The organism is Lysobacter sp. Root983 (genome assembly GCF_001429345.1).
Taxonomy (GTDB): Bacteria; Pseudomonadota; Gammaproteobacteria; order Xanthomonadales; family Xanthomonadaceae; genus Lysobacter.
Genome location: NZ_LMJO01000017.1, coordinates 1 through 17,543, shown reverse-complemented (window position 1 = coordinate 17,543; position 17,543 = coordinate 1). Strand labels below are relative to the sequence as shown.

General features: G+C 60.6%; 12 protein-coding genes and 1 pseudogene. 10 read left to right on the top strand and 3 right to left on the bottom strand.

The genetic code is table 11. From position 1 onward, the window contains the following. Positions 1–113 precede the first annotated feature (113 nt). Positions 114–1,664 (bottom strand): SDR family oxidoreductase, encoded by a 1,551-nt coding sequence (locus tag ASE43_RS15850; RefSeq protein ID WP_235568801.1) that lies wholly within the window; start codon positions 1,662–1,664, stop codon positions 114–116. 291 nt (positions 1,665–1,955) lie between these two features. Here ASE43_RS15850 and ASE43_RS15845 point away from each other — a divergent pair, with 291 nt between their 5' ends. Next, positions 1,956–2,513 carry a DUF3228 family protein gene (locus ASE43_RS15845; RefSeq protein ID WP_057161166.1) on the top strand — a complete coding sequence of 186 codons (558 nt, stop codon included), beginning with the start codon at positions 1,956–1,958 and terminating at the stop codon, positions 2,511–2,513. Positions 2,514–2,784: 271 nt separating this feature from the next. Continuing rightward, the gene (locus ASE43_RS15840) at positions 2,785–4,002 is read left to right on the top strand and encodes a hypothetical protein (protein ID WP_057161165.1); all 1,218 of its coding nucleotides are present in this window, start codon (positions 2,785–2,787) and stop codon (positions 4,000–4,002) included. Positions 4,003–4,376: 374 nt separating this feature from the next. Here the strand turns inward: ASE43_RS15840 and ASE43_RS15835 are convergent, their stop codons facing one another. After that, complete coding sequence (locus ASE43_RS15835; protein WP_157500007.1) at positions 4,377–4,862, bottom strand: hypothetical protein; 486 nt, start codon at positions 4,860–4,862, stop codon at positions 4,377–4,379. Between the two features lie 392 nt (positions 4,863–5,254). Between ASE43_RS15835 and ASE43_RS15830 the strand changes: the two genes are divergently transcribed. The 7 genes from ASE43_RS15830 to ASE43_RS15810 all read left to right on the top strand — a co-directional run bounded on the left by ASE43_RS15830 (position 5,255) and on the right by ASE43_RS15810 (position 15,030). Then, positions 5,255–7,276, top strand: coding sequence for a M13 family metallopeptidase (locus ASE43_RS15830; RefSeq protein ID WP_157500005.1), 2,022 nt, complete (start codon positions 5,255–5,257; stop codon positions 7,274–7,276). Positions 7,277–7,834: 558 nt separating this feature from the next. Continuing rightward, positions 7,835–8,380 carry a hypothetical protein gene (locus tag ASE43_RS15825; RefSeq protein ID WP_057161162.1) on the top strand — a complete coding sequence of 182 codons (546 nt, stop codon included), beginning with the start codon at positions 7,835–7,837 and terminating at the stop codon, positions 8,378–8,380. Between the two features lie 54 nt (positions 8,381–8,434). After that, positions 8,435–10,066: a DUF6119 family protein gene (locus ASE43_RS15820; protein ID WP_057161161.1), complete on the top strand. Its 1,632-nt coding sequence runs from the start codon at positions 8,435–8,437 to the stop codon at positions 10,064–10,066. Between the two features lie 88 nt (positions 10,067–10,154). Further along, complete coding sequence (locus tag ASE43_RS21380; protein WP_082607323.1) at positions 10,155–11,189, top strand: metallophosphoesterase; 1,035 nt, start codon at positions 10,155–10,157, stop codon at positions 11,187–11,189. Positions 11,190–11,202: 13 nt separating this feature from the next. Next, positions 11,203–13,230, top strand: a complete 2,028-nt coding sequence (locus tag ASE43_RS21930) for a hypothetical protein (RefSeq protein WP_157500004.1) — start codon at positions 11,203–11,205, stop codon at positions 13,228–13,230. 198 nt (positions 13,231–13,428) lie between these two features. Next, positions 13,429–13,671 carry a hypothetical protein gene (locus ASE43_RS15815; protein WP_057161160.1) on the top strand — a complete coding sequence of 81 codons (243 nt, stop codon included), beginning with the start codon at positions 13,429–13,431 and terminating at the stop codon, positions 13,669–13,671. Between the two features lie 432 nt (positions 13,672–14,103). Continuing rightward, entirely contained in the window at positions 14,104–15,030 is a 927-nt protein-coding gene (locus tag ASE43_RS15810; protein ID WP_057161159.1) for an HNH endonuclease, read from the top strand. A gap of 79 nt (positions 15,031–15,109) precedes the next feature. Here ASE43_RS15810 and ASE43_RS22180 read toward each other — a convergent pair whose 3' ends face one another. Further along, positions 15,110–15,412 carry a hypothetical protein gene (locus tag ASE43_RS22180; protein ID WP_162258802.1) on the bottom strand — a complete coding sequence of 101 codons (303 nt, stop codon included), beginning with the start codon at positions 15,410–15,412 and terminating at the stop codon, positions 15,110–15,112. A 456-nt stretch (positions 15,413–15,868) separates the two neighbouring features. Between ASE43_RS22180 and ASE43_RS15805 the strand changes: the two are divergent. Then, a pseudogene (locus ASE43_RS15805) lies at positions 15,869–17,543 on the top strand (RHS repeat protein); the annotation flags it as partial.

Below are 17,543 nucleotides of genomic sequence, written 5' to 3'. Positions count from 1 at the left end.
GCGGAACCCCGACTTGAACGTGGACCGCACACCGGCGCCGACCCGCCGGCGCGCGCGCACGCCGGATAATGCGCCGTCACCGCACCCAGCCGCCTTCGCTTACGCGATAAGGCTCACCAATCCGTCGGCGCGTAGTCCTTCAGGAACTGCCCCCACACATGCTCACCGGTGTTGAACCCGTGGATGATCGGGTCGACGATCCGCGCGGCGCCATCGACGATGTCCAGCGGCGGATGGAAGCGTTCCTCGACGATCTTGCGCGCGGCGATTTCGACCGGATCCTCGTCGGTCACCCAGCCGGTGTCGACGCTGTTCATGTGGATGCCGTCGCCGTGATAATCGGCGGCCGCGGTGCGCGTCATCATGTTGAGCGCGGCCTTGGCCATGTTGGTGTGCGGGTGTTTGGTGGTCTTGAAGTTGCGGTAGAACTGGCCTTCGACAGCCGAGACATTGACGATGTGCTTGTCGCGCGCGGGCTGTGCGCCCTCGGGTTCGCGCAGCATCAGCGGCTTCAGGCGCGCGTTGACGATGAAGGGCGCGACCGCGTTGACCAGTTGCGTCTCCAGCAACTCCACCGACGGCACTTCGTCCATCTGCAGGCGCCATGAATTGCGCCCGCGCAGATCGACCTGCTGCAAATCCTGGTCGAGTCGGCCTTCGGGGAACAGGTGGGTCTGACCGAGCAGCTCATCGGGCAGCAGCGGTACTTGCGAGAGCTCGGCGGCACGGGCGAGGCCCATCGCGCCCAGGTCGGAGCGGCTGGCTTGCAGCCCGGTCGCCTCGGCACCTGGCAACAAGTCGCTGCTGCGCAGGCCCTGGTACTGGCCGATCAACTTGCGCACGTGCTCGGGCAGGGTCTGCAAGGCGGCGGTCTCGCCGGCCATCATGTGCGCATAGAACGCCGGTGGGCGGCGCACGGTCTGGCAGGCATTGTTGATGATGAAGTCCAGGCGCTCGCGCGTGGCCAGCAGCTGGGTGCAGAACGCTTCCACGCTGGGGGTGTGGCGCAGGTCCAGTCCGAACACTTCCAGCCGATCGCCCCATTCGCCGAAATCCGGCTCGGCGGCGTAGCGCGCGGCCGAATCGCGCGGGAAGCGGGTGGTCACGATCAGGGACGCGCCCGCGCGCAGCAATTTCAAACCGGCCTGGTAGCCGATCTTGACGCGCCCGCCGGTCAGCAGCGCCACGCGTCCGCGCAGGTCGGCGGTTTCGGTGCGCTTGAAGAAATTCAGTTCCGCGCAGGGCGGGCACAGCTGATCGTAGAAGTGATGGATGCGCGTGTATTTCTGCTTGCACACATAGCAATGCAGCAGTTCCGGCGACTCGTTATGGCCCACCGGATCGGTCGCACGGTTGCTGGGGTCGTGCAGGCCGGGGGCCTGCGGCGGGAAATAGTTGGGCGTGGTGAACACCGGCTTGCGGCGCAGGGTGCGGATGCCCGTCTGATCCAGCAGCGCCTCGGTTGCGCGGGCTTTCTCCTGCGCCCGTTCGCGCGCCTGATCCTTGGACTTGCGTCGCCGCGCCCGCGGCTCGGGGTGGTGAACCAGCGCGATCGCCTGCATCAAGCGCTCGCGTTCGTCCGCGGGCAGCGCATCGAGCAGGCTACGGTCGGCGATGATTGCTTCCAGCAGCGCCAGGGTGGCCCGCAGGCGATCGCCGGACAGGGCAGCCTCGGTGTCGCAGGCCGGCGAGAGGGGCGGGGTAGGTGCAGCGTTGGTGTTCAAGGACAGGTCCGTGTTGCATGCCGAAACGGTGGCAAAGGGTACGGGAAAAGCGGGCTGCGGTGATTTATTCGCCAAAATAGTGCGGCAGCCGGGCCCTGAACGCGATCGCACGCTCGGCCTGATTGCGATCCCAGCGCTCAGGCCGCTTTCCGGGGGCTGAGCGAAGCACGGCGGCCGCCAGTCGCCGGGTTCCCGGCGCGTCCCTGACCCCGGCTGCCCGATAATGCGCCCATGACCATCGTTCTCACCGACTTCGCCCGCCCGCGCCTGTTCCCGCGCGAACCGCGCCGCAACACCATCCAGGACTGCACGCCCGAGCAGTTCGAGCGCCACCTCAACGAGGTCACGCCGCTGCAGGTGCTGGACGGCTACGCGCCGTTCTGCAAACTGCACGTGCACCGCAACTGGACCTCGACGCGCTGCCTGGCCGTGCCCATCACCGAGGCCAACCGCCACCTGCTGCGCACCGACTACGACGCGCGCACCAAGGACGAACTGCCCGTGCTGGTGCGCTGGTTCGAAGGCCTGGACCCGCCCGTGGCCGACTACCTCATCGTCATCCTCTACAGCCGCGAACAACTGGCGAAAGAGGGCACCCATACCGACGCCGACTGGGGCGTGGTCGGCTGCATGTACACCGCCGAACCCATCGAAACCCCGATGGCGCCCATCACCATGATGCGCAACGCCCTCGGCGTGGAGGAAGGCGGCTCCGGCGTAACGCTGGACCGCGCCGCCTACCAACGCAGCGTCGAGTTCTGGCGCACCCACGCCAACTGGCGCGGCTAAGCACAGCCCCTCGCTGTCTTCCCCAACGGAAGTCTCCCCCTTTGAAAAAGGGGGATTAAGGGGGATTTGCTCTTGCTCCACCCGCAGAGCCACACAGCCCCCTATTGCCCTCCCGCACCAACGCAAGCCCCCATCCCGCGTTCTGCAACCCACCCCACAAATCCGCAACCCCCACCGCCGCCCCTGTCATATCCCCGCCTGTCCCCCCGTCTGAGGAAACAGCACGCCGCAATGACTGCGGCGTCTGCCCACCAAGGAATCCAGGCAACCCATGAACAAGCTCAAGCCGCGCCTGCTGGCGTCCCTGCTGCTGTCCGCGCTCTCCCTGCCGGCTCTCGCATTGGAGCCCTGCAACCCCTGCAACCCGGTCGACCCACCCAAGGTCTACGCCGTCGGCACCGCCTACACCCCGAACTGGCAAGCCGCGATGTGGGTGGACGGCGTGCGCACCGATCTGCCGCCGTTGGTCAACGCCTACAACACCGGCGCCAAGGAGGCCAACGACGTGGTCGTGGTCGACAACTTCATGACCGGCGAGCCCGACATCTACGTGGCCGGCACCGCCAACATCACCACCAACAACGCCGCCGCCGCCGACTCCTCCGCCATGGTCTGGAAGAACGGCGAGATCCACAGTCAGATCCCCAGCATCTCCAGCACCTACGTCAACCAGTTCGCCGGCGCCAAGGGCTTGTTCATCGACAACGGCAATATCTACACCGCCGGCTACACCGACGCGAAGTTCAGCAGCATCGCCGGTCCGCAGCCCAACTTCGCCGACATGAAGCCGGTGTACTGGAAGAACGGCCAGATGACGTTGCTGCCGATCAACCCCAGCGCCTATCGCGGCATGGGCACGCGCATGACCGTGCGCAATGGCAACACCTACGTCATCGGCACCCATGCGTTCACCCAAGAGGGCCACCCGGCGACCCCGGGCGCGTTCGGAAGCGGGGCCTTGTGGGTCAACGGCACCGAGGTGCTGTACACACCGATGCCGTACCCGGAGACCGTCACCACCACCACCACCCAGCTCTACGTCGGCGGCGCGCTCGCGCCCTACGCGAACGAAACGGTCTACCGCGCCGGGTACATCTACCGCGCCCTGTCGCTGGGCTCGGTCTCCGCGGGCACCGGCTCGCCGGGCATCTTCTACGGCGTGATCCTGGGCAAGGCAGGCATGACCTCGCGCGTGACCGACATGCAGATCGTCGGCACCCGCATCTACGCTGTCGGCTGGGAGCTGCGCCCCAGCGGCAAGTACGTGGCCAAGCTGTGGATCAACCAGTCCGGCGTCGACTTGTCGGAAGAGAGCGAAAGCGCCATCGCCACCTCGGTGTTCGTGCACGGCAACGACGTCTACGTCGGCGGCAGCACCAACAACATCCTCAACCAGTACGCCAAGGCGGTGATCTGGAAGAACGGCGCGATGACCAGCCTCAACGGCACCGCGCTGGGCTCGCACATCACCTCGATCTACGTGAAGTAAGCCCGCGCGTCGCACCCGGGACGCTCCTGAGCGAGCGTCCCGGCATTTGCGATATCGACGCTGTGGGGTAGGAGCGGCGTAAGCGGCGACCGCGCTATTTCGACCACGGCGCCAGCTCGGAGGCCAGGTCGCGGCTTACGCCGCTCCTACCCCAAGGCCAAACACCCTTTGCAGCCGCCCCTGTAGGAGCGGCGTAAGCCGCGACCGCGCGCGCCCACATGCCGGCGCAACCGTGCCTGCCAGTTTCCTGTGGGAGCGACGTAAGCCGTGATTGGCTGGCACGTGGTTGGCGCGGCGATTCCGAGTCCACGCGATCGCAGCTAATGGCCGAAGGAAATCTCAAGCGGACGCCGCTCCTATCCCGACGGGTCCGACTACCAGGTCACCGTCAAATGCACGCGGAACCGATGCAACGCATCGCCCGAGATCGACCCGCTGCGCATCTCCACCGTGTACCCGCAACCGCCGGCCGGCATCGTGCCGGTATAGCGGTAGGCATGGGGCTCGAACGGGCCGTAGTCCACGCCCAACCGCTCCCATTGCTTGCTGTCGTTAATCAGCGCAACGTAATCGCGTCGCAGCGCGACCATCTGGTCGTAGTTCATCAGGCCGAACCACAAGGTGCAGTAGCGATTCGCGCAACGCGCACCGTCGATCTGCACACCCTCCGGCAGCGGCACCGCCTCAGGCCAGCCGTCCGGGCGCGCCGAGACTGCGGCACCCACGCCTACCTTGGTCACACGCTCCGACATCGGAACGCCAGCCTCGGCATCCCGTCCCGCCGACGCATAACCCGTCAGCGCGCACAGCCCAACCGCCGCCATCACCACCAGACCGCAGCTACTCAAGTATCGATTCATCTCATCCCCCTGTTGTATGCATCCACGCAAACGGCTGCCTGCGTAGCCTTACCTGTCGACAGCGGCAGCCAGTAGGCGCGGCCCGGAACGCCACGAGCTTAAGCGAGAAGCCAGCCCGGACGAGGCCGCTTCCCGTGCTCCCTGTAGGGGCGGCGCAAGCCGCAACCCGCCACCCCACACAGCGCCATTCCCATCTCGCAGCTTTGGGGTAGGAGCGGCGTAAGCCGCGACCAAGCTCGCGAGGAGCTCGCGCCGCAAACCACCGTTCGCGGTCGCGGCTCGCACTGCCCCCACCCCAGACCAACGCAAACAACCCAAAGCCAGGACTTCTGGGACAAGCCCGCCCGCATCCCCTGGCTATAGTGGCCCTACCTTCCAGCAGGGACGTTGCCGTGATCAGGTCCAGTCTTCCGCTCGTCGTATTGCTCGCCGCCTCCACCACCGCCTCCGCCGGCGCCGTGCACGGCATCCAGCCCGCCGACATCAACCGCGCCGGCGACCCCTGTACCGACTTCTTCGACTACGCCAACGGCGCCTGGCGCAAACAGAACCCGATCCCGGCCTACATGGACCGCTGGAGCCGGCGCTGGCAGTCCGGTGAGGTCAACAAGGAACACGTGCGCGACATCCTCAACGAATTGTCCGCGCGCACCGACTGGCCCAAGGGCAGCGCCGGCCAGCTGGCCGGCGACTTCTACGCCGCCTGCATGGACGAATCCCGCATCGACGCGCTGGGCAGCCAGCCGATCCAGCCCTGGATGGACGAGATCAGCAGCCTCAGCGGCAAGGACGGCGTGCAGCGCATGATCGGCAAGCTGCACGACGTCGGCGTGCCCGTGCCCTTCGGCGTCTTCGCCGGCGAGGACCTGCACCAGCCCTCGCGCACCATCGCCCACCTCTACGCCGGCGGCCTGGGCATGCCCGACCGCGACTACTACCTGAAACCGGAGCTGCGCTTCGTCGAAGCGCGCGCCAAGTACCTCGTGCACGTGGCCAAGCTGTTCGAGCTGGCCGGCTTGCCGGTGGAGCAGGCCAAGCAGAACGCCCAGGTCGTGTTCGACTTCGAAAAACGCCTGGCCGAAGCCTCGCTGGACAACGTGCAACTGCGCGACCCGAAACTGCAGGACAACACCACCGCCTTTGCCGACCTGGCCAAGCTCGCACCCAGCTTCGACTGGGGCCGGTACTTCGACGCCGCCGGCATCCCGCGTAACGCCGTCAACGTGACCCAGCCCAAGTTCCTGCGCCAGTTCGAAAAGGAGCTGGCCACCACCTCGGTCGCGCAATGGCAAACCTACCTGGAGTGGCAGCTGCTCAACTACGCCGCTGACTCCCTGTCCACCCCGTTCGTCGAGGAAAACTTCGCCTTCAACGGCAAGTTCCTCACCGGCGCCACCGAGATCAAACCGCGCTGGAAGCGCTGCGCCGAACTCACCGACAACCAGCTGGGCGAAGCGCTGGGCCAGAAGTACGTCGAAAAATACTTCCCGCCCGAAGCCAAGGCGCGCATGCAGGAGATGGTCAAGAACATCTTGCTGGCCATGGACGACACCATCCGCGAACTCGACTGGATGGACGACGCCACCAAGCAAAAGGCGCTGGAAAAGCGCGCCACCTTCTTCCCCAAGCTGGGCTACCCGGACAAATTCAAGGACTACCAAGGCGTGGTCGTCTCGCGCGCATCGGCCTGGGACAACCTCGTCGCCGCCCAACGCTGGAACGTCACCGACGGCCGCAGCCAGATCGGCAAGCCGACCGATCGCAGCCGCTGGGGCATGACCCCGCCCACCTCTAACGCCTACTACAACCCGCTGCAGAACGAGATCGTCTTCCCCGCCGGCATCCTGCAACCGCCCGCGTTCGACGTCACCGCCACCGACGCCGTCAATTACGGCGCCATCGGCGTGGTCATCGGCCACGAGATCAGCCACGGCTTCGACGACCAGGGCGCCCAGTTCGACGCCCAGGGCCGCCTGGCCAACTGGTGGACGCCCGCCGACGGCAAACAGTTTGCCGCCAAGGGCCAATGCGTGGTCGACCAGTTCGAGGGCTACTTCATCGAGCCTGGCGTCCACCACAACGGCAAGCTCGTCCTAGGCGAATCCATCGGCGACCTCGCCGGCGCCAAGCTCGCCTACCGCGGTTACCTCAAATCGCGCGAAGGCAAAGGCCCCGAGCCCACCCTGGACGGCTTCACCCCCGAACAGCAGTTCTTCATCGCCTGGGGCCAATGGCGCGGCGATGAAACCCGCTTGGAAACCCAGCGCAGCATGATCCAGGGCGACCCACACCCCATCGCCAAGTACCGCGTCAACGGCCCGCTCTCCAACCTGCCCGCGTTCCAACAGGCGTTCCAGTGCAAGGCCGACGCGCCGATGGTGCGCCCGGCGAAGGACCGCTGCGAAGTCTGGTGAGCCGACCCAACGCGCAAGGCGGGCCCCGCCCGCCTTGCGCCCCGTCGTCGCACCCAGGGTGGCCCCGGCCCGCCGCCGGTCACCCTCCTGCTTCCTGTGGGAGCGGCGTAAGCCGCGATCCGACACCCACACACCGCGCCCCTCCCACCCAGCAAGCAGATAGGGACGCGGCCCACCGGCCGGCACCCACCGAAATTTGATCGCGCGCACATTTCGTAGCAGCATGCGGCACTAGGGGTAACACCGGCATACACCACGCAACCCGGCTCCACACGGCCGGGCGGCACGCCGTCATCGAATCTAGGGAGGGGATCGATGCTCATGCGCCTCAACGGTCGGGCTGGACAGCCCGCCACGCGTTCGGCCATCGGCTGCGCAGCCCGCGCGCGCCGCACCGGTTCCCGCATCCATCAACCGCACCCCGCCGAACGCCGCGTAGCTGCGCTGTCTACCGCTGCGGCCACCGCGCCAGTCATCGGCCGGCGACGCGCGCCTGTGCACGCAGTCCCGCGCTAAGCGCCACCGCCCTTACACATCACTCATCCCTCAGGACGCCCCATGCCCATCACCCTACGCAACACCACCCAGTACATCGCCCAGTTCGTGGTGCGCAAAGGCGGCCTGATCATCGCGCGCCTGCCCGGCATCGCGCCCGAAGCGCAGATGACGGTGCCCACCGCAGACAGCTACCAGGTCACCGCCATGACCATCATCGACGGCAACACCTACACCTCCGCCCCGATGGACGTGACCGGCGCCGTCAGCTTCCTGGCCCAAGTGCGGCAAGTGCGCGAGCAAGGCACCTACGAATTCGAGGTAGTGCAGGGCTACAGCACCCGCCCCGACCAGATGCAGTTCCAAAAGACCACCATCGCGCCGGTCACCTTCACCATCGAAAAGGACGGCGTGCCCATGCAGGCGGTGGTGGTGGCCGACAGCTTCACGATGCAAACCCTGGATATCAGCGACACCTTCTATGTCTATGCGGTCGTGAACGGGGTCACCACCGACACGTTCAGCACGGCCAATCCCAATGCGACGGTGACGGCGATTAGCGATACCAGCACCTTGGAGCAGGGCTACTTCACGCTTGAATTCGGTTGAGGCGGTGCGGGCGAGCTTTAATCGGTAAGCCTGATCAGGGACGAGGGAGGTGTTATGGAGACAATGACACTAAGGATGCTGCGGAGGGGGCGGGCGATCGCTTCCGCATTCACTGAGAAATACAGGGACGGTGTCGCTAATCCTCTTGCGGCACGACCATGGCCCGGCGTCGAGGGCGGAGAGCTATATTTCGGTCAAATCTATTCAAGCTCGCCAAAGTGGCTGGACTTCATAAGGGGCGGTGTTCCACTGATAGGAGAGGACCTATTTACCGGTGGAGCTGGAGCCGCAATATTTATTCCAGTCGATGGTCGAGTATACGCTGCATGCTTCGGTCATATTCATATGGCCTTGGACGATGACGCATTCGAAAGGGGCTTCGGGTTGAGAGTGGTCTTGAACTGCGTGCCGAGAAGTAATCTTCGGACTCTCGATCTTGCTACTCCTGATGCCGTCACGTTTCAGAAGCGTGTTCAAGCGAGCCGAGACTCAGATCTGCAAGAGTTCGGAGTCGACATGCTGCGCGACCTGGCACGGGTCGCAGGCGGAACCCCGTCTGACGCTGGCTTCGCGAAATTCGTGGCTGGCAAAGATTCCTTGTCGCTTACTTGTTCAGTTGATGCTCGGTCAATAGTTAACAAGTGCGCAGAAGTTGGTCGTACATATAGACGACAGGAGTATAAGAAGGAATTTGCGTGGGTCGATAACCTTAAGGTGGTTGCGGAGCGCGATCTGCAAGCGCGGCTAGATGCGAAATTATTTAATGAAATTGAAGCAATAAGGCGGGGCGAAGAATCAGATCTTCACATGGCTCCGCCCGAAATTGTGAGCTATAACGAAGGTGGAGTGCTTCATTACAACGGATTCGGTAGTCATGGCGTCGACTACCACAGTCTTTCGATTGAAGACTACGTATACGAACTAAATGATGCCGGCTTCGACGGTGCGATGGATGATGTGAAGCGGCTGCATCGAATCAGTGCTAGAAGCCCTGAAGGGGGAGGTTTCTCAGAAAAGTGGCGTGTGTACGATTGCTTTGTTCTTGAGACGACGCTTGGCGCCGGGGCGTCGGCGAAAACTTACATAATTTTCGCCGGCGACTGGTACTGTGTTGAAAGAAGTTTCAAGCGTCGTGTCGAGGAATTTTTTAACTCGATAGAGCGTGTGGATATAGTTGGGAAGACGTCGTGTGTAAATGAGAAAGAGCTTATCGACGATCTAAATTCGAATCGCCGTGATCTTCTCAAGCTTGATCAGGTGAAGATTAATCCAGAAGGGACGGCACATGCTTTTATCGAGCCGTGTGACTTTCTATCTGAGCGCGGCGATTTTATTCATCTAAAGGACGGCCACTCGTCGGGGCCCATCAGTCATTTGTGGTCGCAGGGGCTTGTGAGCACGGATGCGTTAATCAGTGACGGAGTCTATCGTCAAAAACTCAAGCAGAAAGCTTCAGGGCGATTCAGGGCGCTACTTCCAGGTAGGCGTGATGCGATAGTGCGATCAAAGTACCGGGTTGTTTTTGGGATTATGAGAAAGCGTTATGTGAGCGGAGGGCTCGATCTCCCATTCTTTAGCAAAGTAAGTTTTCAATCTACCGCGGAGAAGATTCAGAAGTTGGGGATAAAGGTCGCGATTGAACTGATTGAAAAACCTGCTTCTGAATCTGGCGAAGACGAAGAGTGAGACTGCTGTGGAGTGCTTTGTAAAAGTAGAAAGGAGCGTCGGACTCTAGAGCCGATATTTGTGATGCAAGCCAGGGCGAGGGAACTGTATGGCAACATTGCTTGTTCATCTTAGTGACGTGCACTTGACGAAGGATGACGACTCCTTTGTAAACAGGTCGCAGAAAATTGCGGATGCTGCTTTGTCAGCTGTAACTAACTACGAGCAAATCCATGTCGTCGTGAGCGGCGACCTTGTTCAATCAGGTCAGTCGGCGGAATTTGGAGTCGCGAAGAAATTCTTGGCGGCATTGAAGGCCGCGATTGAGGCTAAGGCGAACGCTAGCGTGCACTTTGTTTTAGCGCCAGGTAATCATGAATGTGACTTCACTGGAAGCCAGAACGTGCGGGATCGCTTGCTTTCTGGTGTGAAAGGGGTCGCTGAAGACTTTGAGCCTGAGATAGCCGCTGAATACTCGCGCGTGCTGAGCAATTTTTTTGAGTTTCGAGAGGAGATGTCGCCAGGTGTTGATACTAAATCACCATGGCTCGCTCTGTATAAGAACTGTGGAGGCAGTGGCATAAATTACGTGGTGCTCTCATCGTCAGTGCTTTCGACTAAGAGCGAGAAGCAAGGAGCGCTTTTTGTGCCGGTGCCGAAGTCGAGTGACATTTCGATTGAAGGCGGATTGACGATTTATGTGATGCACCATCCGTACAACTGGCTCTCGCCCGACAATGCGCGGGAGTTGGCGCAGTTCGCTGCGGTGTCGGCGAATATATTTCTCATGGGGCACGAACACGTTTCCGTTTCGCAGAAAATCAGCGATCTGTACGAAGACTCATCTGTTTATTATCTCAAGGCTCACGTTCTGAAGGATTCGAAAAGATTTCTAGACAGTGAGTTTCAGACTGTGGAAATTGATGGTGAGCAAGGATTTCTAGTTAGAAAATATCGATTGGATGGAGGGGCCTACTGCCAAGTTGCTTCATCTGAAGCTGAGAAGCACATTGCATGGCGGCAAAAATCCACGAAAGGTCCTGTCCTTGCAGAGGACGCGTATCGCAGGTTGATGGACCCTGGCGCCAATTTTTCGCACAGGCTTAAATCGTCGCTGACTCTGCCAGATATATATATGGCCTGAATTTCGCGTATTGATGGGTGATAGAGATAACGGGGGTGGATACACGGCCAACTCCGTGCTGTCTAGTTTTGAGGTGTGTGTTCAAGGATACTCAGAGCTGCAGCCAATAGTGGTAATTAAAGGTGGCGAGCAGTTCGGAAAAACCGCTTTGGGTAAGATGCTAATGCTTAGCCTTTGTAAGAAAGGCATATACCCTTTGATACTTGCTGCCAGAGACGTATCGTCATGGAGGCCGCGAAGTATTGAAGGACGTCTTGATGAGATTATTCGTTCGACATATGGGGCTGGCAGCATTGACTGCTACAAGCAGCTCGACAATGCGCAAAAGTGCCTAATCATTGATGATTTCGAATTTGGTAATCTCACGAAGGGTTACGTCGATGGCATAAAAGCGCTTCGTCAGCAGTTCGGGAAGATAATTATCTTCTTGCACTCTCAGCCTGGCATGGAAGTAGCGGTGACAGAGTTTCTTCTCGATGAGAGCTTCGTTGACTCTGAGGTCTATGATCTGCAGCCGATGAGCTATGCAAGCCGGCTCGATATGATCGAGAAGTGGTTATTGATTGGGCGTGGTGGGGTGGAGGAGGTGGATCATGTAAAAACGAGCGCTGCGAAGTTCTCAAAGATTGTTGATGAAACTCTTGGTCGAAACTTGATTCCGCCAGTTCCTTTGTTCGTTATTATTATTTTGCAGAGAACGGAGCTTGAGACAGATTTAGATACAGTCGTCCGTAGTGGGTCTCATGGATTTCTATATGAAGCTTTAATTACCCAATCGCTTACGAAGAATGTCAACTTATGCACTGTTGATACAGCGCTAACCTATTTGACAGAGTTTGCTGGAAGACTGTACCAGTCTGGAGCTGTAGTGCTTCAGCAAATGAAGTACGAGGCCTTTCATAGCGAACACTGTGCGAAATATGATCTCAATATTCCAGTTCGAGACTTCCAAACTCAAATGGAATACGCCGGGATACTGAAATATAGAGATCAAGTTGTAGAGTTTAAGTACCCATATCACTATTATTATTTTATTGCCAGGCATCTATCTGGCTTTGATTCATGGGCTAAGCTTGAACCCCATGTTGATGGGCTTGTAAGTAGTGTTCACACAGAGAAAAGCGCAAATATATTATTGTTCTTGGCTCATCTGGGGCGTAATCCTAAGATCGGCGAAAAAATTCTCCTGCACGCCGATTCAATATTATCTACATACTCGGAGGCTGATATCTACAAACAGAACGCCCTCCTTTCAAAATACTCATTTTCTGACGTGAAGCAAATTCTTATTGAAGGACCTCGTTCTGTTCAGATTGAGGCTCATCAGGAAGATGCGCGGCTTAGCGATGAAATGACTAAAGAGTTGGCTGAGATTGCGGCCGAGAAGTTGGAATCACGGCTTCACGAAGCGCTTGCTCTTAACGGGGCCTTTAAAACTCTCCAGGTCTTGGGTCAAGTCCTGCGGAATCATTCTGGATCAACTGTTAAAGAAGAGAAGCGAGCTTTCGCAGGTTCCTGCGTGTCGTTGGGGCTGCGCGTCATGGGATTGCTGATTGATATGGTGGATCGTCATGGACGAGAAATGATCCAGTTTCGCGCATTGCAACTTCGAGCAGAAGATGGTCGGTTGACGGACGACGATATTGCTCAGGCCTTGGAGCAGTACTTGCCGTCAATGGTAGCGGTTAACGCAGTTGGTACATTAATCCGAATTGGTACGGCAATTGGGTCTGAAGAGCTTTCGCCTACACTAGACTCAGTATTGCAAGGCGATAAAACGAGACGACTCATTCGTATAATTACAGAGCTTGAGCATTTTTCAAAATTCCCCGAGCGCGAAATAAAGGAGTTCAAAGAGAATATGATCGGTTCGCAGGACGTGTTGCCATACGCGATCATGCGTCGATTCCTTATCCGAAGATTCTATTTGTTTCCATCTAGGGACGAGCTGCGTATGTCGATCTGTGATTCGTTCGGTATAGTCAGGCGGCCTTTTATTCCATTGGTGCAAAAAAAGGTGGGGTATTCGCCTAATAGTTAGCTATTTATAGCTCTAGGTGGGCTGTTTGTTGTCGTTTTGATGGTGATTATGAGGTCGAGTTCTTTTGGGGAAGTCTTATAGGTATGTTCTTTTGCACTGTGAGCGCTAGGTTGAGGACGAGTGCATCCGTATTCGAATTTTGAATATTCGCAACTGGAGGATACGTTGTCGTCAACCTAAGAAAGGTTGAGGACAACCATGCATAACGGATATGGCTCGCAGGCAACTGCGCCCCTGGACTACACGCTCCCCGCCACCGCCCACCAAGCCCTAACCCAAACCCGCGACCACCTGCGCCTGCTCGCCCAACTGACCGAGCCGCAGGCCCCGGACGCGCCCGACCAGCTGTCGATCTCGGCCGAAGCGCTGGCGGTGTGTTTCGACCGCTTGGCCGACGACCTGGAGCGCATCGCGGACGCGGCCCGCGCGTCGGCGGAGTAGGGCGCCGGTGCGCCGTCGGCGCGCTGCGCACTTTGCGGTGGGGAAACAGGGGTCAGAGTGCACTTTCAGCTGCCGGAACAGGGTGAGAGTGCACTTTCATGACCGCCCTGAGCTATGGACGCGATCGCGGAGCTTGGACGTAGCCACTGGAGCCCTGGCCCCAGGCATCCGGGCGCTATGACTAAAGCTGAGCGAGGTGGTGGTAGGTATCTTTTGCTCACTCCATGCGTGCCTGGGCACCGCGAACCTCCGGCGCGCGGGGGCGCCGTCCAAATAGGATGGGCCGAACGCGCGGCATGGGAGCGAAGCTAGGGGGCTCAAACCAAGTAGGCTCACCTTGGGTGCCGCGCCGCAAGGCGCGCCGCGCTCTGGTGCAGACGCACGCGTCAGTGCTCCCATACGACCAAACCCAGCTCAATCAGGCCGGACCGCATGTCCAGATCCGTGTACGTGCTACGCATCAAACCCGAGTTCACAGACTTGGTGCCGCAGGCGCTGCAAGACGATGTCTTATTTATTGGTTGGGGGGAGGTGCCGCAGCTGCTCACCCCCACTAACACCCGCGAAGACTTTCGCGATGCTTTAAGCGCGCAGTACTACCCGGATGCGAAGACACTCAATAAGGCCGGCGCAGCGGCGGGGAACCTGTGGCGGTTCTTGCGGGAGTTGCCGGTGGGTGGTGTAGTGCTGGTGCCCCATCGCAAGAAGTTTTATGTCGCGCAGGTGGCCAGCGAGCCGGTGCACCGGCCGGACTTCCATGGCTTCGCGGGTTTCGAGCGTGCAGCGCGCTGGTTGAACGACAAGCGCCCATTCACCCAAGACGCGCGCCCTGAGGTCTATCAGGTCCTGCTGGAGCGGAAGACGTGCTACTTCGGGGGGCAGCCGCAAGTCCTCAGTTTTGTCGACAGCTTGCTGATCGACTCCTCGGTGGCTGACGATCTTCAGGCCTTAGCCGATCGCAAAGACCTGAATAAGACGACTCGCGAGGCGTTGGTGGAGGCGCGAGTGGGGCAGGGGCGCTATCGAGACGACCTGCTAGCCGCCTGGGACAATGCATGCGCGGTGACGGGATGCGACGAGCCCAAAGTGCTTCGGGCTTCGCATGCCTTGCCATGGTGTAAGGCGTCCGATCGCGAGCGATTGGACATCAACAATGGCCTGCCGCTGTTGGCCAACATCGACGCATTGTTCGATGCGGGCCTGATCGCCTTCGAGGACGACGGGCAAATGCTGGTATCGAATAAGGTGAATCCCAAGCATCATGCCTTGCTAGGAGTGCCGGCGCGTTTGCGCAGGGCACCCACCGATGAGCAGGCGCACTTCCTGCGTAAACACCGGGCTTTGAAGTTCAAGGGGTGACGGATGATGCGGGAAATCCCCGCCTTCCACTCGGGAAACAGGGGTCAGAGTGCACTTTCAGCTACAGCGCCCCGTCAGCTCACGCCTTACGTGGCCGCCCGATCTTCGCTGGTCCTGCGCGACGCTGTAGTTGTTCCTCGATCATGGTGCGGAAGCGATCTCCGCCGAATGCATGCTGGCGTTGTAGGCGCAGTCGAATGACATCCAACTCTTCTGGGTCGAGCGCTTCTTCGACGAACGCGCAATACGCGTGTAAGCGCCGTTCGGTCTGCGGGTCCAATCCCAGGTAGGCGGGGTGCGCGGTGATCAGTGGGGCGTGTTCGCCGAATGCGCTGGCATGGTTGCTCGACCAGCGATAGCGGCCGGGCGTGGGAGCAACCATACACATATGGGGCGAGCTCGCTGTAGCGACAGCGCCACCGCTTGGGCGAGAAAAATCCACGCTGGCGCCGGTTCTGGCCTGTCGACGCGGACACAAACCCACTCCGCCATAAATAGACAAGCCGCGCGCCTTGTGCCACGTGGGCCCCGACCGCGATCATGTCTGCTGATCGCAACACTTCGGGGACTGGGGATGACACGGATTACACGGGCCTTCGCGCTCGCGCTGCTGCTGCTGTGCGCAACGGCCAACGTTGGGGCACAGGAGCACACGCTGCCGTCCACCACCATGTATCAAGCCGGTGTTGACGGCAAGACCTTGCTCTTTGCGAACGCGAATGTGGCCTGTCGACTGGTCGGCGACTCCATCACCCGGAACTCGCCTCAACCGCCAATCACCTACGCGAATGGCCGATTCGGCACCCATCCGACCTCAGGCATAGGGTGCTATTACGACGTGACCGATCGCTCGACTGGGCAGACGCAGTACAACGTTTTCCACCAGAACTACGTGGCGCTCAAACAGGTGTGCCCGGCTGGGTACAACTACCTGAAGAACCAGTTCACCTGTGTGCGCTACTCATCGGTGGTGGCGCCCGCCAAGGCCTGCCAGCACTGCCCCACGGATGTCGGCAACCCCATTTCCGTCAACAGCGGCGTCAAGATCAAGCACGCGCGCGATGAGCTGACCGCGCAGCTGAGCTTGGCGCGTAGCTACAACTCCTTCCCCACCTTCATCGGCTCACCGAACCCGTATGGCGGCTCGTGGTTCTCCGACCTGACGCGCGAATTGGTCGTGAGCGACGCGCGGCCCTCGCAGTTCCAGGCGGCGCTGGTGATGCGTGCGGACGGGCGCTCGCTGGCGTTCACCCATGACGGCAATGGCCAATGGAAGCCCGAGGACGACCTGCGCCAGTACCGGCTCATTCCGTATCAGGTGGGCGGGCAAAGCTTCTGGGAGCTGCGTAAGCCGGGCAACGCACAGGAGATCTACGACGCTCAGGGCTTGATCCAGCGCGATCTGCGCGACGGCCGCGTGGTGGCGACCTACGCGCGTGACGCCAACGGCCGGGTGGCCTCTGTCACCGACGCCAACGGCCGCGTGTCCACGATGACCTACGGCGTCAACGATCAGCTCAGCCGCATCGACCTGCCCGACGGGCAGGCCATCGTCTACGCCTACAACGCCGACGGCCAGCTGGCCAGCGTCACCCAGGGCGACTCGGTCACGTCCTACAGCTACATCAAGATCGTCAACAGCTGGTACCTGACCGAAGTGGCGTACAACGGCGTGGCGTACGCCACGTTCACCTACGACGGCAGCGGCCGCGCCATCACCACCGAGCATGCCGGCGGTGTCGAGCGCTACGTGGTCAACTACGGCGCCGACGGTAGCAATGTCAACGTCACCACGCCGCAGGGCGGCAATACCCAGTTCCAGTTCCAGACCCGGTTCGGCATGCGGGTGCCGAGCCAGCAGGTGGAGTCGGGGGCAGGTGGGGTGACGATCGCTGCGGGCACCGTCTACGACACCAAGTCGAATGTCTCCAACCGCCGCCGTGGCGACTTGCTGACCTGCCTGTACTACGACACCGATTGGCTGCGCGTAATCGCGCGTTACGACTACCCGGCGGCCACTACGGCCCAATGCCCGGCCACCGACGTCTTGGCCGCAGCCAGTACCCGCCTTCGCAGCGAAACCACGGCCTGGGACACCGCCTTGGACCTGCCCACGCTGCGTCAGACCTACACCGCCAGCGGTGCCTTGCTGGCCAAGCAGGATTACAGCTATAACGCACGCGGCCAAGCGCTGACGTCGACCGCCACCGACCCGGCGACACCCGCTAGTACCCGTACCAGCACCACCACTTACTGCGAGCAGGGCGACATCACCGCCGGCACCTGCCCGCTGCTGGGTCTGGTCACGTCGGTCAACGGCCCGCGAACCGACGTGGCCGACACCACCCAGCTCACCTACTACGCCAGCGACGACGCCACCTGCGCCAGCGCCCCGGCCACCTGTCCGCATCGCAAAGGCGACCTGTGGAAGGTCACCAACGCGCTGGGCCAAGTCACGGAAACCCTGGCTTACGACGGCGCCGGTCGTCCGCTGTCGGTCAAAGACCCCAACG